Origin of the sequence: Accumulibacter sp., assembly GCF_029255145.1 — a bacterium.
Classification (GTDB): domain Bacteria; phylum Pseudomonadota; class Gammaproteobacteria; order Burkholderiales; family Rhodocyclaceae; genus Accumulibacter.
In genome coordinates this window covers 21,188-41,852 of sequence record NZ_JAPUVQ010000031.1, presented here as the reverse complement: position 1 = coordinate 41,852, position 20,665 = coordinate 21,188, and the positions used below count along the sequence as shown (strand labels likewise).

Here is a 20,665-nt window from a genome sequence, read left to right as displayed (position 1 = left end):
CGCGCGGCGGCGCCTGCTCAAAGTCGCTTGCGCGGCACCGCGGAGGCGCGTCCGTGGTGCCGCAGATGCCAGTACGGGCGGTCCATCGAGCAGGCCGGACCGGCACCAAGGTTGCGCTCGTCTTCCAGTTCGCGGAACAGGCGCGTGACAAAGTCGATGACTACCCGCACCCGCGGGATGTCTCGGTGATTCGGGCGGTACAGGAGGTTGACCGGTGGCGCATCCTGCATCTCCCAGTCGAGGAGCACCGGCACCAGCAGCCCACCGGAAATCTGTGCGCGAACGGAGAGGTCGGTCAAGCGTGCGACGCCCTCGCCGCTGAGCACGGCGTCGAGAATCACGTCGCGGTGGTTGCTGATCAGCCAGCCTCTGACGGCGACCGATTCCGCCTGGCCATTGCGCTCGTATTGCCAGAGGTCGATGACCGTTCCTTCGGGGTTTCTAAACAGCAGGCAGGCGTGCTTCCGAAGGTCCTGCGGACGCACCGGGACGCCATGCGCCGCCCAGTAAGCCGGCGCCGCGCAGGCCAGCACACGCGTCGTGGCCAGGCGGCGGTGCACCAGATCGGCGCCATCGGGCCAGCCGAGGACGACGAACACGTCGACCGCACCGCCGTCGGCATCGCTCGGTCGACTGATGCCGCGAAGGTCGATCTGAAGGTCCGGATAGCGCGCGTGCAGGCCCGGTAAGGCCGGCAGGATGCAATGCTGGGCAATGTGTGGCGGCGCGCCGACCACCACGGTGCCACTGCTGCCGGCCTCGACACCCGCCAGGGCCTGATCGGCGGCGGCGAGTTCGTCGAGCAGGGGCTGACAGGCTTCGCGGTAGCGCTGCCCGTCGGCGGTCAGGGTCAGGCCGTGCACGCTGCGATCGAACAGACTTGCCCCCAGACTGCGCTCCAGCGAGCCGATCAGCTTGGCGACAGCGGGAACGCTGACTTCCAGGCGACGCGCCGCACCCGAAAAGCTGCCCTCCTGCGCGGCGGAGATGAAATACTGCAGAGCGCGAAACTTGTCCATGGCGCTTCTCCCAATCAGCGGCCGGCGACGATCCGTGACCCAAGAATACGTTAACCAATGGTTGAAGCCAACCTTGCCCGGCGGCATATTCCCGCGTCACGTCGCAGGGCTTATGGTGCAACTGTCGCTCCTACCAGACAACCTGCGGAGGTCCATATGAAAGCCGTCCTTACCACCTTGCTGCTGGCTCTCGGGCTGGGCGCGGTCGTCGCCCCGACGTCGGCAGCGTATCCCGATCGGGCGATCCGGCTGATCGTGCCGTTCCCGGCCGGCGGTCCGTCGGACAGCGCCGCGCGAACGTTCGGGAACGCCCTGGCCAAGTCGACCGGACAACCGACGATCATCGAGAACCGGCCTGGCGCCAACGGTGCAATCGCCGCGCAGGCGGCGTTTACGGCCAGTGCCGACGGCTACACGTTACTCTGGGGCGTCGCCTCGATGGTCGCCCTGCCGCTGCTGCAGAAGAAACCCGCGTTTCGATCGCTGGCGGACCTTACGCCGGTCGCGATGATCGGGCGCTTTCCGTTCGCGATGACGGTTAATGCCGGCGTGCCGGCGAATTCGCTGGCCGAGTTCATCGCCTACGCCCGCGCCAACCCGGACAAGCTGAGCTACGCCACGAGTACCCTGGGTGAATTCATGGCGGCGTCGGAGTCCATGAAGCGCAGTGGCGTCAGCATGGTGCGGGTAGCGTACAAGGGCACTGCGCAGGCGATGCCCGACCTGATCGAAGGCCGCGTACAGGTGAACTTCGGCCCTGTCGTGGGCGGCATTCAGTACGTCAGGAGCGGCCAGCTACGCCTGCTTGCCAGCCTTCTGCCGCAGCGAAGCGCGGTCATCGCCGACGTTCCGACGATGGCCGAGGCCGGCCTGCCCGGCGTTTCGGTACCAACCTGGCAAGCCGTCTTCGCACCACCGGCGCTGCCGGCGGCGATCGTCGACCGACTGGCGCGAGACGTCGCGCGGGCGCTGCTCGACCCCGAACTGCGCGCCCGCTTCGAGCGCCAGATCTTTCAGGTCGATGGCTCGACGCCGGCGGCGCTGGCCGCGGCGATCACGGAAGATCAGCGGCGCTGGGAGGAGTTCATCGTCGACAACCGCCTCCCCAAGGAGTGATGACGGTGAGCGCGACTGCCGGCGTCAAGCCGATCGGAGTTCGGACGCCACTCGACTGCTGCCAGACACCCGCCGGCGCCGATCTGGAAAATGCGGCGAAGTTGAACGAGATGATTGGCGCGAGCTGGATGTCGCAGGCGGTGTACGCTGCCGCCGAGCTGCGGATCGCCGACCTGCTGGCGCAGGGCGATCAGCACGCCGACACCCTGGCCGCAGCGTCCGGGTGCCAGCCGACCTCCTTGCTGCGCTTGCTGCGCGCGCTGGCCAGCCTCGGTTTGTGCCTTGAAAACGATGACGGGTCCTATGCGCTGACCGCGATGGGCGCGCTGCTGCGCACGGATGCCCGCAACTCCCTGCGCTCGTGGGCGATCTGGTGGGGACGACATCAATGGTCATGGTGGGGGAACCTGGCCTACAGCGTCAAGACCGGCGACAGCGCGCGCCGCCTGGCGACCGGCCACCAAGGCTACCAGCATCTCGAAATGGACCCAGAGGTCGCGGCACTGTTCAACCAGGCGATGGTCGAGATGAGCCGCGTGGTCGCCGGCGAGGTCGCTGGCGTGGTCGTTGCTCTGGCGCCAGAGCGGGTGGTCGATGTTGGCGGTGGCTACGGCGAGTTGTTGTTGGCGGTTCTGGCGGCGCATCCGACGCTGCAGGCGATCCTCTTCGACCTGCCGCACGCGCTTGATGGCGCCAGAGGGCGAATTGCCGCAGCCGGGATGGCGCAGCGCTGCGAGCTGTTGAGCGGCAGTTTTTTTTTGATTTCATCCCGGGCGGCGGGGACATCTATATCCTCAAGAGCGTGCTGCACAACTGGGACGATGCGCGCTGCGCGCTGCTCCTGGCCAATTGTCACCGCGCCATGGCGCACTGCTCGCGGCTGCTGATTGTCGAACGGCTGCTGCCAGCGCGCATGACCGGGTCGCTCGCCGATCAGGCCGTCGCCCGGGCAGACCTGAACATGCTGGTGGGAGTCGGCGGTCGCGAACGCCAACTGGCGGAGTACCATTCGCTGCTGACTGCGGCCGGCTTCGCGGTCGCCGCCGAGCACGCTCTGGCACTCGGTTTTTCGGTCATCGTGGCGACGCGGCGGTGAACGCAGCCGACGCCGCGGGCGCTTGCCGCCCGCCCAGCCGTCGACGCCGCTGTGCGCGCGACACCGTATCTGGGAGACGCCAGTGATGCGCCGGACAAACAAGCAGGAACTGGCCGCCGGTTTACTGTTTGGCGCCGTCGGCGCGGCGGCGATACTGCTCAGCCGCGCCGATGAAATGGGGTCGGCGTCGCAGATGGGACCGGCCTACTTTCCGACGCTGCTCGGCGCGGTGTTGTTGATCCTGGGTGTGCTGGTGATCATCCGGGCGCTGCGCTCCGGGCCGCTGCCGCTGCCCTCCTTCGCCGGACGGCCCTTGCTGCTGGTACTGGCGGCGATCGCGCTGTTCGCGCTTTGCATCGCCAAGGCCGGACTGATCGTCACCACGCTGGCGGTGGTGATCCTGAGCCGGTTTGCCCGCGCCGAGTATGCCTGGCGGGAAACCGTTCTCCTGGCGGTGGCGCTGGCGGCCTTCTGCACCGTCCTGTTCCACTGCGGGCTCGGCCTCCAGCTGCCGCTGCTGCCGGTGCTGACGCGAAGCGGCTGAGCGACCGCCATGGACCTGCTCAACAACCTCGCCCTCGGCTTCGCGGTCGCGCTGACCCTCGACAACTCGCTGTACTGCCTGCTGGGAACGCTGCTCGGTACGCTGGTCGGCGTCCTGCCCGGCCTGGGGCCACTGGCGACCATCGCCCTGCTGCTGCCGCTCACCTACGGACTCGAACCGGCCACGGCGCTGATCATGTTGGCCGGTATCTACTACGGCGCCCAGTACGGCGGCTCGACAACGGCGATCCTGATCAACCTGCCTGGCGAGGTGAGCTCGGTCGTCACCGCGCTCGACGGCCATCAGATGGCACGACAGGGACGCGCCGGGCAGGCGCTGGCAGTGGCTGCGCTCGGTTCCTTCTTCGCCGGCTGTATGGCGACCCTGCTGATTGCCGCCGTGGCGCCATCGATGAGCGCTCTGGCGCTGAAATTCGGCCCCGCCGAGTATTGTTCGCTGATGCTCCTGGGACTTGTCGCTGCAGTCGCGCTGGCGCAAGGCTCGGTGATCAAGGCGATGGCCATGGTGCTGATCGGGCTGCTGCTCGGGCTGATCGGCACCGACGTCACCAGCGGCAGCCAGCGCTTCGTCTTCGGTATCCCAGAGCTGGCGGACGGGGTCGACTTCGTTGCCGTCGCCATGCGCCTGTTCGGCGTTGCCGAGGTGATCCGTAACCTGGAGACCGGGCAGGCGGACCGCCAGGTCGCCAGCAGCGCTGAGCGCGGCCTGAACCGGTGGCGACCGCCGCGGGAAGACAGCCGGCGTGCTTGGCGGGCCAGCCTGCGCGGCACGGCGCTCGGGTCACTGCTTGGCGTCCTGCCCGGTGGCGGCGCGGTGCTGGCGTCCTACGCCTCCGACCTGCTTGAGAAGAAGCTTGCGCGCGAGCCGCAGCGCTTCGGCCACGGCGCGATCGAGGGCGTGGCCGGACCCGAGTCGGCGAACAATGCCGGCGCGCAGACCGCTTTCATCCCGATGCTCACCCTCGGCTTGCCTTCCAACCCGGTGATGGCGCTGATGATTGGCGCGATGACCATCCACAACGTCCAGCCGGGTCCGCAGGTGATAAGCAGCAATCCGGAACTCTTCTGGGGACTGGTTGCCAGCATGTGGATCGGCAACGCCTTGCTGGTGATCCTCAACCTGCCGCTGATCGGGCTCTGGGTCAAGCTGCTGAGCATCAGGTACCGCCTGCTCTATCCGAGCATCCTGATGCTCTGCGTGATTGGCGTCTACAGCGTCAACCACTCGCCGCTCCTGGTGCTGGTTATGGCCATCTTTGGCGCGCTGGGTTACGTCTTCTCCAAACTGGGCTGCGAACCCGCGCAACTGCTCCTGGGCTTCGTCCTCGGACCGATGATGGAAGAAAACCTGCGCCGCGCGATGACCATCTCCCGCGGCGATCCAGGCATCTTCGTCAGCCAACCGATCAGCCTGACCCTGCTGCTGTTGGCGCTGGCCCTGCTTCTGGCGGCCGCAGCGCCGGCGGTGGCACGGCGGCGCACGGCGGCATTCCAGGAGGGCTGAGGAACGGCCTGGCGATTGCGAAAACCATCGGAAATCGGCGTTCGCCTTGACCGACAGGCCCTATTTTCCTATCCTGCGGAGGTGCTTCAGCGTCGATCCAGCCGCTCCAGAGCCGACCTCACCAACCGCAACATAATGACCGCAAGACAAGGGATGATCATGACCGAAGAAATCGGCACCACAAAAAAGAAGGCCACCGCCAGGAAGACCGTCGCCACAACGAGCGCCGCTGCGCCAGCCAAGGCAGCTGCTGCGGCCAAGGCTGCGCCCGTCGCCACGGCGAAGAAGGCACCGGCAAGAACGGCGGAGCCAACGACGGCTGCTGCGTCGAGCACGCCGCCGCGTGCTGCAACTCAGCGTCGGACAACCGCAGCCAAGGCCGCTACAGTGCAGCCAAGCGCCGAAGAGCGCTATTGCATGGTCCAGTCGGCAGCCTACTTCATTGCCGAAAAAGACGGTTTCCAGGGCGACGCAACGGCGTACTGGACACAGGCCGAAAGCGAGATCGCTGCCCAACTCGGCGAGTAGCAAGCATGGTGTCAAGCGTTCCGCGCCGCGGAACGCCTTCCATTGATGGGAGATTGAACGAATGCGCAAGCGCGTGATCGCCGATGCCAGAGACGCCGCCGCTGCGGCGACGGGCGACTGGCTGAAGCTCGAAGACCTGGCCGAGGTGGAAATCAGCTCGGAGGACGCAGCTCATCCGATCGAGTCTGCGCTGCTGCCTGGCGAGGGCGGCGGCTGGCGTGCAGCGGCTCCGGGCAAGCAGACCATTCGCCTGCTCTTTCCGCAACCGCAGGCGCTGCGGCGGATCTGGCTCTCTTTTTTCGAGCCCTCGGTGCCGCGCACGCAGGAGTACGTGCTGCGCTGGTCTGCCGACGGCGGACAGTCGTTCCGGGAGATCGTCCGGCAACAATGGAACTTCAGCCCGGACGGCGCGAACCGCCAGGCGGAAGACCATCGGGTAGAGCTTGCCGCGGTCAATGTGCTCGAACTGATCATTACCCCTGATATCGGCAACGGCAACGCGGTCGCTTCACTGGCCGAGTTGCGCATCGCCTGAAGCGCCCCTCGGGCGACCGCCTGGCGGCGTTTGCCCGCAGCCGACGCCCGTGCGCCGCGGCCAGTCCCGACACCGTGTCCGGCTTGCCGGCCGCCTGGCTGGCGTATCCGGGTGCCCCGCATTCGCAAGAAGATGCACGCGCGCGAACGCGGTGGGCGTCCGCTTGATACAATGGCGGATTGACCCAGCCGCAGGCTCCCGACGATGAAACGCAACCGCTTCTCCTCCCGCAAGCGAATTTCCGCTGACGCCACCGAACTGGGTCGGCTGGCAATCGGCCTGGCCGAGTCCGGCAGCAGGCTCGAGGATCTCTTCTGGCAGAACCGCCTGGCGGAACTCATCGATCGCCTGTTCCACGACGGCGCCGAGGATGACCTGACGGCCTCGCTGGACCGCCTGTTCGATACGCACGCGATGGCCCATGACGATCTCGCGGACATCGTCGAGGCGCAGGCCGAATCGTGCGTGATGTCGGATCGCGGCCAGCAATTCGATGTCCTGCTGATCGCCGTACCGGTGCTCGGCTGGTCGCGCTTCTCGATCCCCGCCGCGACGATCCCGAAAAGCATCCTGCAGACGCTGAAGGTCCATCTCGGTGCGCACGTCTTCGCCGCCGGAGCCCGCTTCGCGATCGCCGATTATCTGTATAGCCCCGATCAACTGCCGCACAGCTTTGTCGAGACCTGGCAACTGCTGCAGAAACTCGGCGCCGCCGCCCTCGCCGGCGCTGACCTCAGCGTCGATGGATCGAGCATGCCCGAGACCAACCGTTTCCTCTCCGACACCCGCTACCTGGTTGGCGCACTCGCCGTCGCGCGCGGCCTGCCACTGTTCCGCTGGAACGAGGAGGACAAGAGTACCCGTGAGGGCTGCCTCAAGGAGTGGGTACGCCAGGGCGGTCCCTGCCTGGAACCGGTACTGACCGGCTGCGCCTATCAGCCGCTGCTCGCCGATGCCTATCATGCCGCGTGCCGGGCAGCCGACAGCGCCTCGCGCCCGTACTCGCTGAACGCCTCGGTGGCCTTCCTGCAAGCGACGCTCGGCCGGCCGCCCGAAGAACTGCGCGCGATCGTCGGCAGCTTCCACGACAAGCGGCTCGAGGAGTACCGGATCGGCTTTGGCCCCCGCGACAGCGACGTGATCTACCACGGCGTGGTCTGGCCGTTGCTGGGCATCGAAGACGAAACGACCGACATCGCTGGTGAAATCGAGGGCGTTCTGCGCAAGGCCGGCCTCAAGGAAGTGGTGGTGCTGGACCAGCAGTTCCCCTACGAGTTCTGTGACGACTGCGGCGCACCGCTCTATCCCAATGTCGAGGGGGAAACCGTCCATGCCGAGATGCCGGAGCAGAACGACACGCCCTCGCAGACGCTGCACTGAGCCGTGCCGGCACCAAAGATGGGCAACAGCGACCTGCTGCAGCGTAGCCTAGCCGCCGTCTGGCACCCCTGCACGCAGATGAAGCAGCACGCCAGCGCCGCCTCGCCGATGATTCCGATTGCCCGCGGCAAGGGCGTCTGGCTCTACGACTTCGATGGCCACCGCTTTCTCGACGGCATCAGCTCGTGGTGGGTCAATCTGTTCGGCCACTGCAACCCGCGGATCAATGCCGCGCTACGCGAGCAGCTGGACGAACTCGAACACGTGATCCTCGCCGGCTGCACGCATCGGCCGGTGGTCGAGCTTTCCGAGCGCCTCTCGGCACTCACCGGCGGCACTCTCGGCCATTGCTTCTATGCTTCCGACGGCGCCTCGGCGACCGAAATCGCGCTCAAGATGTCGTTCCACTCGTGGCGCAACGGCGGCCGGGAAGACAAGACGGAGTTCCTCTGCCTGAGCGGCAGCTATCACGGCGAGACGGTCGGCGCACTGGCGGTCACCGACGTCGCGCTGTTCAAGGACGCCTACGCGCCGCTGATCCGCGCGGCGGCTACCGTGCCCTCGCCCGACGCGCGCCTGGCGGCCAACGGCGAGACTCCCGCCGACGTCGCCCGGCGCGCTGCCGCGGCCCTCGAAAGCCACCTCGAACAACACCATCGCCGGATCGCCGCGCTGATCGTCGAGCCGCTGATCCAGTGCGCCAGCGGCATGGCGATGTACGATCCGGAATACCTTCGTCTGGCGCGCCGCCTGTGCGACCGCTACCAGGTGCATCTGATCTGTGACGAAATTGCCGTCGGCTGTGGTCGCACCGGCACTTTCTTTGCCCACCAGCAGGCGGGCATCAGGCCCGACTTCCTGTGCCTCTCGAAAGGCATCTCGGGCGGCTATCTGCCGCTGTCGATCGTGCTCACCACCGACGCCGTATACGCGGCGTTCTACGACGACCGGATCAGCCGCGGCTTCCTGCACTCGCACTCCTACACCGGTAACGCGCTGGCCTGCCGCGCGGCGCTGGCGACGCTCGACATCTTCGCCGAAGACCGGGTCATCGACGCCAATCGCCAGCTCGCCGAGCACCTCGCCAACTGCCTTCGCCCGCTGGCCAGCCACCCGCGCGTCCACCACCTCCGGCAGCGTGGAATGATCGCCGCTTTCGACGTGCTCAGCGACGACGGCCAGTTCCCGGAACGCTTCCACAAGCAGGCACTGGCGCGCGAGATTCTGCTGCGACCGATCGGCAACACCGTCTATTTCATGCCCCCCTACGTGCTCAGCCACGATGAATGCGACTTTCTCGTCGCCGGCGCGATCGCTGCCCTGGACGCGGCGCTGGCGGCATGATCCTGGATCAGTTGCAAGGCCGACTGGACGCCCTGCAGCGCGATGGGTTGCGGCGGGCGCGGCGCACCCTCGAGTCACCGTGTGGGCCGGCAGCACAGGTCGACGGCGCCCGCCTGCTCAGTTTCTGCAGCAACGACTACCTCGGGCTGGCCAACGAGCCGGCGCTGATCGACGCGGCGTGTGCCGGCGCCAGGGCCTGGGGCGTCGGCAGCGGTGCCTCGCATCTGGTCAGCGGCCACCTCGGCCCGCACGCCGCACTCGAGCAGCGGCTCGCCGAGTTCACCGGCTTTGCCCGTGCCCTGCTCTTCTCGACCGGCTACATGGCCAACCTGGGAATAGTCCCGGCGCTGGTCGGCCGTGGCGACGCGGTCTTCGCCGACCGGCTCAACCACGCCTCGCTGATCGACGCCGTGCAGCTCTCGCGTGCCGACAGCCAGCGTTACCCGCACGCCGACCTGGCGGCGCTCGAACGGCTGCTCGCTGCCAGTCGTGCCAGCCGCAAGCTGATCCTGACCGACGCGGTGTTCAGCATGGACGGCGACCTGGCGCCGTTGCCGGGATTGCTCGAACTTGCCGAGCGCTTCGACGCCTGGCTGGTGGTCGACGACGCGCATGGTTTCGGCGTCCTCGGTGCGCAGGGCCGCGGCAGCCTGGCGCATTTCGAAATGCCCGCTGCCAGCCGCGTGGTGTATATGGGTACCCTTGGCAAGGCGGCCGGTGCCGCCGGCGCATTCGTCGCCGGCGACCGGACGGTGATCGAATGGTTGCAGCAGCATGCCCGAACCTACATCTTCACCACTGCCGGCAGCCCGGCGATCGCCTGCGCGCTGTCCGCCAGCCTCGAACTGATCGCCAACAGCGATTGCCGGCGCAATCGTCTGCGGCAACTCGCCGCGCAGTTGCGCGATGGCCTGGCCGGCAGCCGCTGGCAGCTGCTGCCGTCGCCGACCGCCATCCAGCCGGTGATCATCGGCGACAACCATGCCGCGCTGCGAGTCGCCGCCGCGCTCTACGAGCGCGGCCTGTGGGTGCCGGCAATCCGGCCACCGACAGTGCCCAGGGGAACCGCGCGGCTGCGCGTCTCGCTGACCGCCGCGCACCAGCCGCAAGACCTTGCCCGGCTGGTCGATGCGCTGCGCGATCTGGAATGAGCACCGTCATCGGCAGTGGCCCGGATCTCGCGCTGATTCACGGCTGGGGACTCGGCAGCCGGGTCTGGCAGCCACTGGTCGAGGCCCTCTCGCCACGCCACCGGGTGCATCTGGTCGAGCTGCCCGGCTACGGCCAGGCAGCGACCGACAGCGGCGATTTCACGGCCACTGCGCAGGCGCTGCTCGACACGCTACCAACCGCGGTGACGATATGCGGCTGGTCGCTCGGCGCGATGCTGGCGATGCGCGCCGCAGTGCTGGCGCCGGAACGTCTCGCCGGGCTGGTACTGGTCGGTGCCACACCGTGTTTCGTGCAGCGCAGCGACTGGCCAACAGCGCAGCCAGCGGCCTTGCTCGACAGCTTTGCGGCCAGCGTTTCGACCAGGCCGGAACAGACGCTGCAGCGTTTCGCCGCGCTGCTTAGCCAGGGCGACGGCGCTGCGCGGGCGATCAGCCGCTGCCTGCTGGCTGGCCTGCGCGAAAGTCAAACGCCCGCGAGCGAAGTGTTGCGCCGCGGCCTGGACTGGCTTCGCGACGTCGACCTGCGCCCGCTGCTGCCGGGCCTTGGTATCCGCAGTCTGCTGATCCACGGCGAGAACGACGCGCTGAACCCGCTGGCGGCGGCGCAGTTCCTGGCGGAACGGCTGCCGGCCGCGCGTATCGAAGTCTTCGCCGGCGCCGGACACGCACCCTTCCTGGCCGACCCGGATCGTTTCGTGCGCCTGCTGGACGCCTTCTGCGATGCCCCTGCCAGCCGCTAACCAGCGGGTTCGAGAGTCCTTCGAGCGCGCCGCGGCGTCCTATGACGACGCCGCGGTGCTGCAACGGCAGGTCTGCGAAGCGCTGCTGGCCAATTTCGCCGTCGACCCGCCGCCGCTCGATCTCCTCGACGCCGGCTGCGGCACCGGTTACGGCGCCCGGCTGCTGCGCGCGCGCTGGCCGCAGTTGCAGATCACCGCCATCGATTTCGCGGCGACCATGCTGGCCGTCGCGCGCCATGACGCAGACGTCTGCCTGGCCGCCGACATCCAGGCGCTGCCCTGCCAGGACGAGAGCTTCGCCGCCTGGTGGTCCAACCTGACCGTCCAGTGGTGCGCGATCGACCAGGTGCTCGGAGAAGCGCGGCGGGTCCTGCGTCCCGGCGGACGACTGGCGCTGAGTACCCTCGGCCCCGACACCTTCCACGAGTTGCGCGAAGCCTTCAAGGACGTCGACCGGCACCGCCACACGCTGACCTTCAGCGAGCCGGCGGCGATCGGCGACGCGCTGCTGCGCGCCGGCTTTGCCGAGATCGAGCTGCAGCGCCAGACGGTCTGCCTGCATTACCCCGATCTGAAGACGCTGCTGCGGGCAATCAAGGAGATCGGCGCCAACTCGGTCGGCGAAGGCGCGCGCAACGGCCTGCTCGGCCGTAGCGCCTGGCAGCGGGTACAGGCCGCCTACGAGCAACACCGCACGCCAGCCGGCTTGCCGGCGCGTTACGATGTGATTCTTGCGTACGCCAGAAAATGAGTGAGGAGCGATCCCGGATGAGTGAGCCGACAGCGCCGCCCGCGCGACCCGAACAACGCAGGGCCGGCTGGTTCATCACCGGCACCGACACCGAAATCGGCAAAACCTTTGTCGCCTGCACGCTGCTGCACGCGCTGCGCCGCAGCGGCCTGAGCGCGCTGGCGATGAAGCCCGTCGCTGCCGGCTTCGACGAGCACGGACGCAACGACGACGTCGAACGCCTGCTCGCGGCGTCGTCCGTACAAGCGCCGCGAGCACTGGTCAATCCCTACGGTTTCGCTGCGGCGATCGCGCCGCACATTGCTGCGGCGGAAGAAGGCCGAAGCATCGAGCTGCCACGGATCGTCGCTTCGTTCGAGCAACTGCAGGCGCTGGCCGACGTGGTGCTGGTCGAAGGCGTCGGCGGTTTCTGCGTGCCGCTCGGCAGCACCTGCGACACGGCCGACCTGGCGGCGGCGCTGCAACTGCCGCTGATTCTGGTCGTCGGCATGCGCCTTGGCTGCATCAACCACGCGCTGCTGACCGCGCAGGCGATCGCTGCCCGCGGGCTGGCCCTGGCCGGTTGGGTGGCCAACCGCATCGATCCGGCGATGTCCCGCTTCGCCGAGAACCGGGCTGCCTTGCAGGCGCGGATCGCGGCACCTCTGCTTGGCGTCGTCGAGTACGGGACGACGCCGGAGCAAGCCGCTACACTGCTGCAAATGCCGGACCGGGCGCGCTGACCGCTGCGCAAAAAAGCCCGACCGCAGGCGGTCGGGCTTTTTTGCTTTCTGAAGCGCTCTGAAGCGCTACCGCAGATCGCGATCAGGCGCGTTCGAAGATCACCGCAATGCCCTGTCCACCGCCGATGCACATGGTCACCAGCGCGTACTTGCCGCCGGTACGCTGCAGTTCGTAGATCGCTTTCGTGGCGATGAACGCACCCGAGCAGCCTACCGGGTGGCCGAGAGCAATCGCGCCACCGTTCGGGTTGGTCTTGACCGGGTCGAGGCCGAGCGCCTTGTTGACCGCGATGGCTTGCGCCGCAAAGGCTTCGTTGGACTCGATGACGTCCATCTGGTCGAGCGTCAGACCAGCCTTCTTGAGCGCCAGCTTGCTCGCCGGGATCGGGCCTTCGCCCATGATCTCGTTCGGCACGCCGGCAACGGCGTAGGAAACCAGGCGAGCAATCGGCTTCTGGCCGGCCGCCGCGGCGACGTCGGCGGCAGCCAGGACCATGAAGGCGGCACCGTCGTTGATCCCCGAGGCGTTGCCGGCGGTGACCGTCCCGTCCTTGAGGAAAGCGGGTTTCATCTTGGCCAGCGTTTCCAGCGTCGTCGACGCCTTGACGTGCTCGTCGGTGTCGAAAGTCACGTCGCCCTTGCGGGTCTTCATCACGATCGGCACGATCTGCGACTTGAAGCGCCCTTCGGCAATTGCCGCAGCGGCGCGGCGCTGCGATTCTACCGCCAGCGCGTCCTGCTCTTCGCGGCTGATATCCCACTTCTTGGCGAGATTCTCGGCGGTGACTCCCATGTGGCCGACGCCAAAGGGATCGCTGAGCGTCGCAACCATCATGTCGATCGCCTTGGCATCGCCCATGCGCGCACCGGAACGCATAGCCGGCAGCATGTACGAGCCGCGCGACATCACTTCGACGCCACCGCCGACGCCGTAATCGGAGTCGCCGAGCATGATGTTCTGCGCCGTGCTTACGACACCCTGCAGACCCGACGCGCACAGGCGGTTGACCGCCATGGCCACCGAATCCATCGGCAGACCGGCCTGAATCGCGGCCACCCGCGCGACGTAGGCAAAGCGCCCATCGGTCGGAATGCAGTTACCGACAGTGACGTAGTTGATCTGTTGCGGATCGACACCCGAACGGGCGATCGACTCCTTCATCACCATGCCCGCCAGTTCATGCGGCTCCATGTTGGCCAGGGAACCACCGAAGGTGCCAATGGCCGAACGGGCTGCGCTTAGTACGACGACTTCTCTGCTCATGAAGAAACTCCTGTAAATAATCGATCAACCGCCTACCAGATTGGCAAGCCCCAACAACATCAACAACAACATCCACAGTACGAGCGCACGCCAGACCAGCCCGACGGCGCTCTCCATGAAATCGACATCGGCCTCGTCACCGGTACCGACCTCGGCCCGGTCGGCAAGCTCACCGGCGACCCGCACCGGCATGCCAAGACGAACCCCCAGCGCCCCGGCGCCACTTGCCACGATGATGCCCAGACCATCATCGGGCCACTTTTCGGCTTGCGTCCGCCAGCAGTACAAAGCATCCTCGAAATTGCCGACGATTGCGAAGCTGGCAGCGGTGAGACGGACCGGCAACCAATCAATGATAGCAAAGCTTCGCCGCGCAAAACCGCCAAAGGCCGCGGCGTCCGCGTCGTCGGCCCTACCCCAGGAAGCGGCGAAAAAGGCGCTCGCGCGGTAGAGAATGGCGCCGCAGGGGCCCGGCAGCAAGACGAAGCAAACCAGCACGCCAAAGACATGGCGATGCGATGCGCAAAGTGCCTCCTCGATCGACAATCTGGCGATTTCAGAGGCGGAAAGGCCATCAGCCGGACGTCCGCGCCACTCGGCCAGCAGCTTGCGTGCGTTCACAAGGTCGCCCATGCGAAGCGCCAGGCGAATGTCAGTATAATAGTGGCTGAAACGTCGGAACCCCATGGTCAGATACAGGACCAGACCATTCCACAGCCACGCCAGCAGCGGGCTGAGTTGGGACAAGGCAACGGCGACGCCGCCGGAGACGATCACCAAACCGCCGATGCCGACCAGCCAGGCGCCGATTCCATGCCGACTTTCACCCGCATTGAACCGGCTTTCAAGAAAAACGGCGAGCCGAGACAGGGGTTCCTGGACAAACTGACGGTAAGGCAGAGGCCATACCTGTTCGACCAGCAAGACGGCAAGCAGGGAAAGAAGGGTCATCCGGAAGTCTTGCTTGGGCGGCGCCGTCGGCGCTGGGCAGTTCGCGCCCACTCCGTAGCTAAACGGGCACCATACCATAATTCCTGGGGCTTGCAGAAACACGTCCCTTCACGCAACATCGCTCTGGCGCATCTAGAAAGCTTTTCAGGATGGAACTAGCGTCTGTATATAGCAAGACGGCGAAGGGCCTGGACGAGATATCCAGCCGCGCGCATCGCCTGCCGGCGCGCGTGCGCGCCCTGCTGATCATGGTCGACGGCCACCGCACGGGGACCCAGCTGCTGGCGCTCGGCACATCTGCGGCGGAAGGCAAGCGGCACCTCGCAGCCCTGCTCTACGGCGGCTTCATTCGGGAAACGCCGTCCGCAGCGACGGGATCTGCGCCGGAGGCCCGCCTTCACCCGGCGGTGCCCGACGAGGACATCAGCCTCGCCAAGAGCTACGTCATCCGCACGCTGCACGAACTGTTGGGTGCTGACGCCCGCGCGCTGGCGGCAGAGATCGAGAAGTCGTCCACCCTGGACGAACTGCGGCAGCATTTCGGCAAGCTGCGGGCACTCGTCGGAACGGCCGCCGACCAGAAAAAGGCCGCTCAGTTTCTGGAGAAAGTCGCGCTGGTTCTCGACTAGCGCGAGGAACTTTCGAGTGCCCGGCAGAGGGACATGATCATTCCCGCGGTGGCACCCCAGATGAAGTAGTCGCCAAAGGGCATGGCATAGTAGTGTCGGAGTTTGCCGCGGTAGTGGAGCGAGTGCTGCTGGTGGTTGGCCGGATCCAGCAGGAACGACAGCGGCACCTCGAACGCCTCGGCGACCTCGAAAGCGTCGAGCCGCAGGTCGAAAGGCGGGGTCACCATGGCCACCACCGGGGTCACCCGGAAACCGGTCGCCGTACGGTATTCGGGCAGATAGCCGATAATTTCCACGTGCGCCGACGACAGACCGATTTCCTCGTTTGTCTCTCGCAGCGCGGTGTCGGCCGGTGAAGCGTCCGTCGATTCGCAGCGCCCGCCGGGAAAGCTGATCTGGCCGGGGTGATCCTTCAGGTGCGCCGTACGCTGCGTCAGCAAGACGGTCAACTCGTCCAGCCGGCGAACGATCGGAAAGAGCACCGCTGCCGGCGTCAGTTCCTCGTCGCCGACACCGTCTTCGAGGACGAAGGGCGTCTCTGACGGTTGCGGACACAAGGCCTGTTGCAGGCGCTCGACATCGACGGCGCCGCCACTGGCAGCGCTTGCCAGGCCGGGCAACGCGTCAGTGGCTGACAACAACACGCTGGTCTTCCTCCTCGATCTCGGCTCGCACGGCAGCCAGAGCATCGCGCAAGGTCTCGTCGGGCAAGGCGTTGATCGTCGTTGCCACCAGATCAGCAGACTTCATCGCCGCCGCCGGCAAGTGGCGACTGTCCAGCGACGCAATCAGCACAGCGGTCGCACCGACCACCTGTAGCAGAACCTGCCGCTCGCCCATCAGAATGTCGAGTTCCCGCCCCAACATGGTTACTTTTTCGCTGCGCTGACGCATGCTCAACTCCTCTCAATATCGTTTTCTGAGGGTCATTGTCTGACCGTCACGCTGCATTTCCAAACGGTTCAAGAAACTCATGCCGAGCAAGACGACCGGCATGTCCTGTTGGTGCACCAGCGCATCAACGCCATGCTGCACGATCTCGCCAACGCGAACGGTTTCCAGCTTGACCCGCGACACTGGCGCCTGACCATTGGCGGTAGTGACCACTCCCGGCTGCCCCTTGCTGGCGTCGATGCCAGCCCGCCGTGCGTCGCTGGCCCCCAGCGAGACCATCGTCGCACCGGTATCGACCAGGAAACGAACGGTCGTGCCATTGATGCTTCCGGTGGTTACAAAATGGCCACTGCCGTCGGCGGTCAATACCGCTCGGTCGCCGCCCTGCCCCGAAGACTGTGAGACGACGTTCTGTCCTACCCGCAGCGTACGCTTCTTTCCATCGCTCTCGATGGTCGCCGAGTCACCATCTACGGACAGCACCCTGACCCCTTCGCCCGTCGTCACGCCTACGGGGACCGTTCGCGGCGCCGCACCGTCAATGGTCAGCAGGGCTTTTCCAGGGAACACTCCGGCCAGTCCGACATCGACGGCGTGGCCAGCGGTACAGAGCCACGCCAGGCACAGGACTCCAGCCCACCGGCCGTGGTCCGAGACCCGCCGCCAGTTCACTCCAGTGAAGTACCGAATGCCCATCCTGCCTCCTTGCTACGCCAGCGGCCGACGGCAGCGACATTTCGCCATCAAGGCGGCAAGCGATCAAGGCATTTTGCCACACTCCGCCAGCAGCGCCTCGACCAGTATTTTCCAGTTCAGTCGTGATGGCCAACGGTGTTGAGCGCTCCACCCGTACCGGCGCAGGATCTTCACGCCACGTTTTCGCAGCCACGCAGTCGATAGCGCGGCGCCAACAGCGGCAGGAGGAATGCCGTCGAGCACAGCAGCAGGCCGTAGAGGTTGGTACCGAGCAGGATCGCGTACTTCCCGTCGCCGATCGCCCAGCTCGCGGGGATCAGGTTGATCGCCTGCAGGACGCCAAGCACCATGCCGGTCCAGAACGCGAGGTGGAACGACAGCGGCGAATAGCCGACCAGGCGCGACAACAGGAAGATCGGCGCCAGGCCGATGACCATCGTGCCGCTGATCGTCGTCGCCTTCAGGATGTCGGTTCCGGCGAGCATCGGCAGGTTGCCGAGTAGCGCGAAAACCACCATCGTCAGCGCGCCGATGCGCATCGCGCGCGGCAGGGGCGCTCGTCCGGCGAGCATTGGCAGTTCCTGCGCGACCGATTTCGACAGCGACGAGAAGGTCGAGTCAAGGGTGGACGCGGCCGACGAGACCATCACCGCGATCATCGCGAAGAAGCCGGCGAAACCGAGCCCGCGCGCGACGTCGGCGGGGATGTTGCTGCCGCTGGTGATTCCGTCGAGACGGGCATGCACGCCGACCAGACTGAAAGCGACGATGCACACGAAGCCGAGCACACCGGCGACGACGAAGGCGCGCAGCATGCTTTTCTCCTCCGAGATGAAACCGCGGTCGGTCAGGACCGGATCGTGGAATGGGTACGACACCACCTGCAACAGTGCCACCAGCAGCAGGTCGACGCCGCCGCCGAGGGTGAAGGTCCCCTCGCTGAGCAACTGCGCCGGGCGGTGCGATGGCAGCACCAGACCGACGACCACGCCCAGGAAGACCAGGAAGACGACGGCCTGGATGACGTCGGTGAAGATCGAACTGCGCAAGCCACCCTTGAGGCTGTAGAACAGGACGACGGCGGTAAACAGCAGCGCCGCGCCGATGAACGCCGCCGACCCGGCCGCGCCGTAATAGCCGCCGACGACGGCGGTATTGCTCCAGACCTCGTTGAACAGGCGAACGAGAATCGCCGCCGAAAACGCCAGCGCGGCGCCGCGTCCGTACTTGCCGATCAGGAAGGGGACCAGCCCGGTCGCGCCTTCGCGAGTTCGCAAGCGATAGATGACCAGCCCGGCGACCGGGATCGACAGCCAGTAGGCGGCGTAGGCCAGACCGCCGACAATGCCGTAGGCGGCACCGAGGTTGGCCGCGTTGGTCACCGATTTGGCGAAGATCCAGCTGATGAAGACGCTCATCATCAAGGCCCATTCGGAGGGTGGGCGGCCCTGCTCGTCGTGACCGCGGAAGAAGCCGGCGTCGTCGCGGGTGCGCGGCGAGACCAGGTACATCACCGCTCCGAAGAGCAGCAGGAAGCCCCAGAAGAACAGGCCCTGGAAATCGTCGAGGGTGGTGCTGGCGTTGCTGCCGTTCATTTCGGTGTTCTCCCGCGGGCTGGGATCGATAGGGCGCCGCTGCAGGCGGCGGCGGAATTAACGAGGAGCGCGGTGGCGACACATCGCGCCAGCGAGCTGCCGCGGGCGCCCGCAAACGCCGCGCTGCCGACGCCCGGCGCAGCGGCGATTATTTCCGGGCTGCGCGGCAAGGCGGCGCTACCATGCGGACGGTCGACGCTCGGGCTGCGGCGGTGATGCCGCGGCTGGCGCGGTGATCGGCGTTCAGCGGCACGCCGGCGGGCGTACGGCAGATCACGGTGAGCGGGCGAGAGCGGGACGGCGCGCATCGAGTGACTCCTGTGCAGTGGTTGACGCGGCTGGAATGCCTTGCTGGTTCGCGGCGATGATACGGCTATGGTCGTCGCGGCCCGGCGATGGCTTACAGTTGAGCAAAAAGCGAATCCGGTTCGGCACCAACCGCGTAAAGCAAGGGCGCCATCGATGTCAGAGATTGATCACTCCGAACGCCGTCCAGACGATGAACACCCGTCGCCCGTCCACCGCATGCTGAAGCGCGGAATTTTTCCCTGCGCGCGGCTGCTGGCCGTCGGGCTGTTCCTGGGCGTGCTCTTTGCCGCGTTCGAGTTGTCCGGAATGCGCGCGCACTTCAGCCTGGTTTTCCTGCACGACCAGTTCGTCGGCAACAAGCTCAACGGCGTGCTTATTTTCGTGCTGCTGTTCTCGCTCGGCAACCTGATCCAGATCCCCGGCTGGGTTTTCCTCGCGGCGGCGGTGCTGGCGCTCGGCCAGCTGTGGGGCGGCGCGCTCACCTACGTCGCCGCCAGCGCCTCGTGCGCGCTGACCTTCGTGACCATCCGCGTGCTTGGCGGCGACGCGCTGCGTCAGTTGCAGAGCCGGATCGCGCTACGCCTGCTGGCGCAGCTCGATGCGCGCCCGATCCGCAGCATCGTCATCCTGCGCGTGCTGTTTCAGACGGTGCCGGCGCTCAACTACGCGCTGGCGATGTCGGGCGTCGGCTTCCGCGAGTACATGCTCGGCACGCTGCTCGGCTTGCCGCTGCCAATCGCCTTGTACTGCCTGTTCTTCGACTTCCTGGCGGGCTTTCTGCAGCTCGGCTAGGCGGTGCCGTCGGTGATATTGGCGTCGCCGCTGCCAGCCTTGACCTGGTCCGCGCGGCCGGGCTGCGGCTCCGTCTCGCTTTCGCCGCCCTCGCCACGTTCGGCGCGCGGCTCGTCAAGCGCCGCCAGCAGCGCCAGGACCACCCGCGGCGAGTACAGCATCGCCAGGTGACCGAGACCAACGATCTCCTGCTTCCGGGCCCCCGGCAATTCGAGCAGCGACGCCGGCATCACGAAGTTGTCCTGCGGGCTGTAGATGGCCAGCGCGTCGAGCGCTGGCGACGGCTTGCCCAGCGCCTGCAGCCAGGCGTTCTGCGGTCGCATCTGCCGGCCGTTCTCGCCGATGCCGAGGCGCGCCAGTTCGCTGCCCTGATGCGGCGTTCCCAGCGTCAGCAGCCGCGCCACCCGCGCCGCGCCGTAGCGCTGCAGGTAGGCACGGGCCACCAGACCGCCCATGCTGTGGCCGACCAGCACCACGCGTTCGGCGCCGGTTGCCGCGAGAACGTCGTCTATCCGGCGGTGGAGCGGTTCGAGATAGTTGTCGATGCTGGTGTAGATCGGTTCGAGGCTGATCGTCGCCACACTCCAGCCGGCGACCTCCAGGCGTGAACGCAGCCACCACCAGGCGGCGCGCGAACAACCGTAGCCGTGAATCAGCAAGATCGGCGGTCGCCGGCCCAGCGCTTCGCCGGCCGCGCCAGCCCCCCGCTCGTTCAGGCGCGCCGTGCCGGCGCGAGGCGGCAAACGATCGGCACCCATCCACAAACGTTCGAAGGGCGACAACACCATGAACGTGAACAGCATCGCCGCGTACTCGCCAAGCACCATCAGCAGCGTCTGCCGCAGCGGTAGGCTCGGCGAGGGACCGCGATAGGCCCAGGCATAGGCGTAGGTCACGGCGATCGCCGCCGCGCGCAGCGCGAGCATCGCCAGCAAGGCCAGCGCGATAGCGGTGGCGAGCGAGGTATCGCCGTAGTGCATCGCCAGGGTGGCGTAGAACGCCATCTCAAGCAGCAGGGAAAGGCGGAGCGCAAGTTCGAGCATCGGCGGTCGATTCCGGTTTCG

Annotated in this window: 22 protein-coding genes and 1 pseudogene; 14 read left to right on the top strand and 9 right to left on the bottom strand. The window is 66.7% G+C overall.

Going from position 1 to position 20,665, the window contains the following annotated elements:
* Window positions 1–17 precede the first annotated feature (17 nt).
* Window positions 18–1,019 carry a LysR family transcriptional regulator gene (locus tag Q1L50_RS03405; protein WP_300335904.1) on the bottom strand — a complete coding sequence of 334 codons (1,002 nt, stop codon included), beginning with the start codon at window positions 1,017–1,019 and terminating at the stop codon, window positions 18–20.
* A gap of 156 nt (window positions 1,020–1,175) precedes the next feature.
* Here Q1L50_RS03405 and Q1L50_RS03400 point away from each other — a divergent pair, with 156 nt between their 5' ends.
* The 4 genes and pseudogenes from Q1L50_RS03400 to Q1L50_RS03380 all read left to right on the top strand — a co-directional run bounded on the left by Q1L50_RS03400 (window position 1,176) and on the right by Q1L50_RS03380 (window position 5,299).
* A complete protein-coding gene (locus tag Q1L50_RS03400) occupies window positions 1,176–2,135 on the top strand; it encodes a tripartite tricarboxylate transporter substrate binding protein (RefSeq protein ID WP_300335902.1) in 960 nt (319 codons plus the stop codon).
* A pseudogene (locus tag Q1L50_RS03395) lies at window positions 2,135–3,231 on the top strand (methyltransferase). Before Q1L50_RS03400 ends, Q1L50_RS03395 begins: the two are co-directional and overlap by 1 nt.
* Window positions 3,232–3,316: 85 nt before the next feature.
* Window positions 3,317–3,775 carry a tripartite tricarboxylate transporter TctB family protein gene (locus Q1L50_RS03385; RefSeq protein ID WP_300335898.1) on the top strand — a complete coding sequence of 153 codons (459 nt, stop codon included), beginning with the start codon at window positions 3,317–3,319 and terminating at the stop codon, window positions 3,773–3,775.
* A 9-nt stretch (window positions 3,776–3,784) separates the two neighbouring features.
* Window positions 3,785–5,299: a tripartite tricarboxylate transporter permease gene (locus Q1L50_RS03380; protein ID WP_300335896.1), complete on the top strand. Its 1,515-nt coding sequence runs from the start codon at window positions 3,785–3,787 to the stop codon at window positions 5,297–5,299.
* Window positions 5,300–5,385: 86 nt separating this feature from the next.
* Here Q1L50_RS03380 and Q1L50_RS03375 read toward each other — a convergent pair whose 3' ends face one another.
* Window positions 5,386–5,634: a hypothetical protein gene (locus tag Q1L50_RS03375; RefSeq protein ID WP_300335894.1), complete on the bottom strand. Its 249-nt coding sequence runs from the start codon at window positions 5,632–5,634 to the stop codon at window positions 5,386–5,388.
* A gap of 82 nt (window positions 5,635–5,716) precedes the next feature.
* Here Q1L50_RS03375 and Q1L50_RS03370 point away from each other — a divergent pair, with 82 nt between their 5' ends.
* The 8 genes from Q1L50_RS03370 to bioD all read left to right on the top strand — a co-directional run bounded on the left by Q1L50_RS03370 (window position 5,717) and on the right by bioD (window position 12,471).
* On the top strand, window positions 5,717–5,827 hold the full coding sequence (locus Q1L50_RS03370; protein WP_300335892.1) for a DUF2934 domain-containing protein: 111 nt from the start codon (window positions 5,717–5,719) through the stop codon (window positions 5,825–5,827).
* 61 nt (window positions 5,828–5,888) lie between these two features.
* Window positions 5,889–6,362, top strand: coding sequence for a carbohydrate-binding protein (locus Q1L50_RS03365; protein WP_300335890.1), 474 nt, complete (start codon window positions 5,889–5,891; stop codon window positions 6,360–6,362).
* A gap of 204 nt (window positions 6,363–6,566) precedes the next feature.
* Entirely contained in the window at window positions 6,567–7,742 is a 1,176-nt protein-coding gene (locus tag Q1L50_RS03360) for a DUF2863 family protein (protein ID WP_300335888.1), read from the top strand.
* 18 nt (window positions 7,743–7,760) lie between these two features.
* Complete coding sequence (locus Q1L50_RS03355) at window positions 7,761–9,086, top strand: adenosylmethionine--8-amino-7-oxononanoate transaminase (RefSeq protein ID WP_300335887.1); 1,326 nt, start codon at window positions 7,761–7,763, stop codon at window positions 9,084–9,086.
* Window positions 9,083–10,237: an 8-amino-7-oxononanoate synthase gene (gene bioF, locus Q1L50_RS03350; protein ID WP_300335886.1), complete on the top strand. Its 1,155-nt coding sequence runs from the start codon at window positions 9,083–9,085 to the stop codon at window positions 10,235–10,237. The genes Q1L50_RS03355 and bioF overlap by 4 nt, the downstream gene beginning before the upstream one ends.
* Window positions 10,234–10,998 (top strand): alpha/beta fold hydrolase, encoded by a 765-nt coding sequence (locus tag Q1L50_RS03345; protein WP_300335885.1) that lies wholly within the window; start codon window positions 10,234–10,236, stop codon window positions 10,996–10,998. The genes bioF and Q1L50_RS03345 overlap by 4 nt, the downstream gene beginning before the upstream one ends.
* The gene (bioC, locus tag Q1L50_RS03340) at window positions 10,979–11,749 is read left to right on the top strand and encodes a malonyl-ACP O-methyltransferase BioC (RefSeq protein ID WP_300335883.1); all 771 of its coding nucleotides are present in this window, start codon (window positions 10,979–10,981) and stop codon (window positions 11,747–11,749) included. Before Q1L50_RS03345 ends, bioC begins: the two co-directional genes overlap by 20 nt.
* A 17-nt stretch (window positions 11,750–11,766) precedes the next feature.
* A complete protein-coding gene (gene bioD / locus Q1L50_RS03335; RefSeq protein WP_300335882.1) occupies window positions 11,767–12,471 on the top strand; it encodes a dethiobiotin synthase in 705 nt (234 codons plus the stop codon).
* Between the two features lie 82 nt (window positions 12,472–12,553).
* On the opposite strand, the gene Q1L50_RS03330 is transcribed toward bioD, so the two are convergent.
* Both Q1L50_RS03330 and Q1L50_RS03325 read right to left on the bottom strand, forming a co-directional pair.
* The gene (locus tag Q1L50_RS03330) at window positions 12,554–13,735 is read right to left on the bottom strand and encodes an acetyl-CoA C-acyltransferase family protein (protein ID WP_300335881.1); all 1,182 of its coding nucleotides are present in this window, start codon (window positions 13,733–13,735) and stop codon (window positions 12,554–12,556) included.
* A gap of 24 nt (window positions 13,736–13,759) precedes the next feature.
* Entirely contained in the window at window positions 13,760–14,686 is a 927-nt protein-coding gene (locus Q1L50_RS03325; protein WP_300335955.1) for a CobD/CbiB family protein, read from the bottom strand.
* A 230-nt stretch (window positions 14,687–14,916) separates the two neighbouring features.
* Here Q1L50_RS03325 and Q1L50_RS03320 point away from each other — a divergent pair, with 230 nt between their 5' ends.
* Window positions 14,917–15,315, top strand: a complete 399-nt coding sequence (locus tag Q1L50_RS03320; protein ID WP_300335879.1) for a hypothetical protein — start codon at window positions 14,917–14,919, stop codon at window positions 15,313–15,315.
* Here the strand turns inward: Q1L50_RS03320 and Q1L50_RS03315 are convergent.
* The 4 genes from Q1L50_RS03315 to Q1L50_RS03300 all read right to left on the bottom strand — a co-directional run bounded on the left by Q1L50_RS03315 (window position 15,312) and on the right by Q1L50_RS03300 (window position 18,500).
* Window positions 15,312–15,953 (bottom strand): CoA pyrophosphatase, encoded by a 642-nt coding sequence (locus Q1L50_RS03315; RefSeq protein ID WP_300335953.1) that lies wholly within the window; start codon window positions 15,951–15,953, stop codon window positions 15,312–15,314. The two genes, Q1L50_RS03320 and Q1L50_RS03315, sit on opposite strands and share 4 nt — an antisense overlap.
* Window positions 15,940–16,209, bottom strand: a complete 270-nt coding sequence (locus tag Q1L50_RS03310; protein ID WP_300335877.1) for a hypothetical protein — start codon at window positions 16,207–16,209, stop codon at window positions 15,940–15,942. Before Q1L50_RS03310 ends, Q1L50_RS03315 begins: the two co-directional genes overlap by 14 nt.
* 12 nt (window positions 16,210–16,221) lie before the next feature.
* Window positions 16,222–16,905, bottom strand: a complete 684-nt coding sequence (locus Q1L50_RS03305; RefSeq protein WP_300335876.1) for a TIGR02281 family clan AA aspartic protease — start codon at window positions 16,903–16,905, stop codon at window positions 16,222–16,224.
* 170 nt (window positions 16,906–17,075) lie between these two features.
* Window positions 17,076–18,500, bottom strand: coding sequence for a sodium:solute symporter (locus Q1L50_RS03300; RefSeq protein WP_300335874.1), 1,425 nt, complete (start codon window positions 18,498–18,500; stop codon window positions 17,076–17,078).
* Between the two features lie 462 nt (window positions 18,501–18,962).
* On the opposite strand from Q1L50_RS03300, the gene Q1L50_RS03295 reads away from it, so the two are divergent.
* Window positions 18,963–19,601, top strand: coding sequence for a VTT domain-containing protein (locus Q1L50_RS03295; RefSeq protein WP_366145208.1), 639 nt, complete (start codon window positions 18,963–18,965; stop codon window positions 19,599–19,601).
* On the opposite strand, the gene Q1L50_RS03290 is transcribed toward Q1L50_RS03295, so the two are convergent.
* Entirely contained in the window at window positions 19,598–20,644 is a 1,047-nt protein-coding gene (locus Q1L50_RS03290) for an alpha/beta fold hydrolase (protein WP_300335872.1), read from the bottom strand. The genes Q1L50_RS03295 and Q1L50_RS03290 overlap by 4 nt on opposite strands.
* Between the last annotated feature and the right edge of the window lie 21 nt (window positions 20,645–20,665).

Coding starts and splice junctions, on each gene's coding strand:
- Q1L50_RS03405 (WP_300335904.1), bottom strand. CDS start 1,019: ATGGACAAGTTTCGCGCTCTGCAGTATTTCATCTCCGCCGCGCAGGAG.
- Q1L50_RS03400 (WP_300335902.1), top strand. CDS start 1,176: ATGAAAGCCGTCCTTACCACCTTGCTGCTGGCTCTCGGGCTGGGCGCG.
- Q1L50_RS03385 (WP_300335898.1), top strand. CDS start 3,317: ATGCGCCGGACAAACAAGCAGGAACTGGCCGCCGGTTTACTGTTTGGC.
- Q1L50_RS03380 (WP_300335896.1), top strand. CDS start 3,785: ATGGACCTGCTCAACAACCTCGCCCTCGGCTTCGCGGTCGCGCTGACC.
- Q1L50_RS03370 (WP_300335892.1), top strand. CDS start 5,717: ATGGTCCAGTCGGCAGCCTACTTCATTGCCGAAAAAGACGGTTTCCAG.
- Q1L50_RS03365 (WP_300335890.1), top strand. CDS start 5,889: ATGCGCAAGCGCGTGATCGCCGATGCCAGAGACGCCGCCGCTGCGGCG.
- Q1L50_RS03360 (WP_300335888.1), top strand. CDS start 6,567: ATGAAACGCAACCGCTTCTCCTCCCGCAAGCGAATTTCCGCTGACGCC.
- Q1L50_RS03355 (WP_300335887.1), top strand. CDS start 7,761: ATGGGCAACAGCGACCTGCTGCAGCGTAGCCTAGCCGCCGTCTGGCAC.
- bioF (WP_300335886.1), top strand. CDS start 9,083: ATGATCCTGGATCAGTTGCAAGGCCGACTGGACGCCCTGCAGCGCGAT.
- Q1L50_RS03345 (WP_300335885.1), top strand. CDS start 10,234: ATGAGCACCGTCATCGGCAGTGGCCCGGATCTCGCGCTGATTCACGGC.
- bioC (WP_300335883.1), top strand. CDS start 10,979: ATGCCCCTGCCAGCCGCTAACCAGCGGGTTCGAGAGTCCTTCGAGCGC.
- bioD (WP_300335882.1), top strand. CDS start 11,767: ATGAGTGAGCCGACAGCGCCGCCCGCGCGACCCGAACAACGCAGGGCC.
- Q1L50_RS03330 (WP_300335881.1), bottom strand. CDS start 13,735: ATGAGCAGAGAAGTCGTCGTACTAAGCGCAGCCCGTTCGGCCATTGGC.
- Q1L50_RS03325 (WP_300335955.1), bottom strand. CDS start 14,686: ATGACCCTTCTTTCCCTGCTTGCCGTCTTGCTGGTCGAACAGGTATGG.
- Q1L50_RS03310 (WP_300335877.1), bottom strand. CDS start 16,209: ATGCGTCAGCGCAGCGAAAAAGTAACCATGTTGGGGCGGGAACTCGAC.
- Q1L50_RS03305 (WP_300335876.1), bottom strand. CDS start 16,905: ATGGGCATTCGGTACTTCACTGGAGTGAACTGGCGGCGGGTCTCGGAC.
- Q1L50_RS03300 (WP_300335874.1), bottom strand. CDS start 18,500: ATGAACGGCAGCAACGCCAGCACCACCCTCGACGATTTCCAGGGCCTG.
- Q1L50_RS03295 (WP_366145208.1), top strand. CDS start 18,963: ATGTCAGAGATTGATCACTCCGAACGCCGTCCAGACGATGAACACCCG.
- Q1L50_RS03290 (WP_300335872.1), bottom strand. CDS start 20,644: ATGCTCGAACTTGCGCTCCGCCTTTCCCTGCTGCTTGAGATGGCGTTC.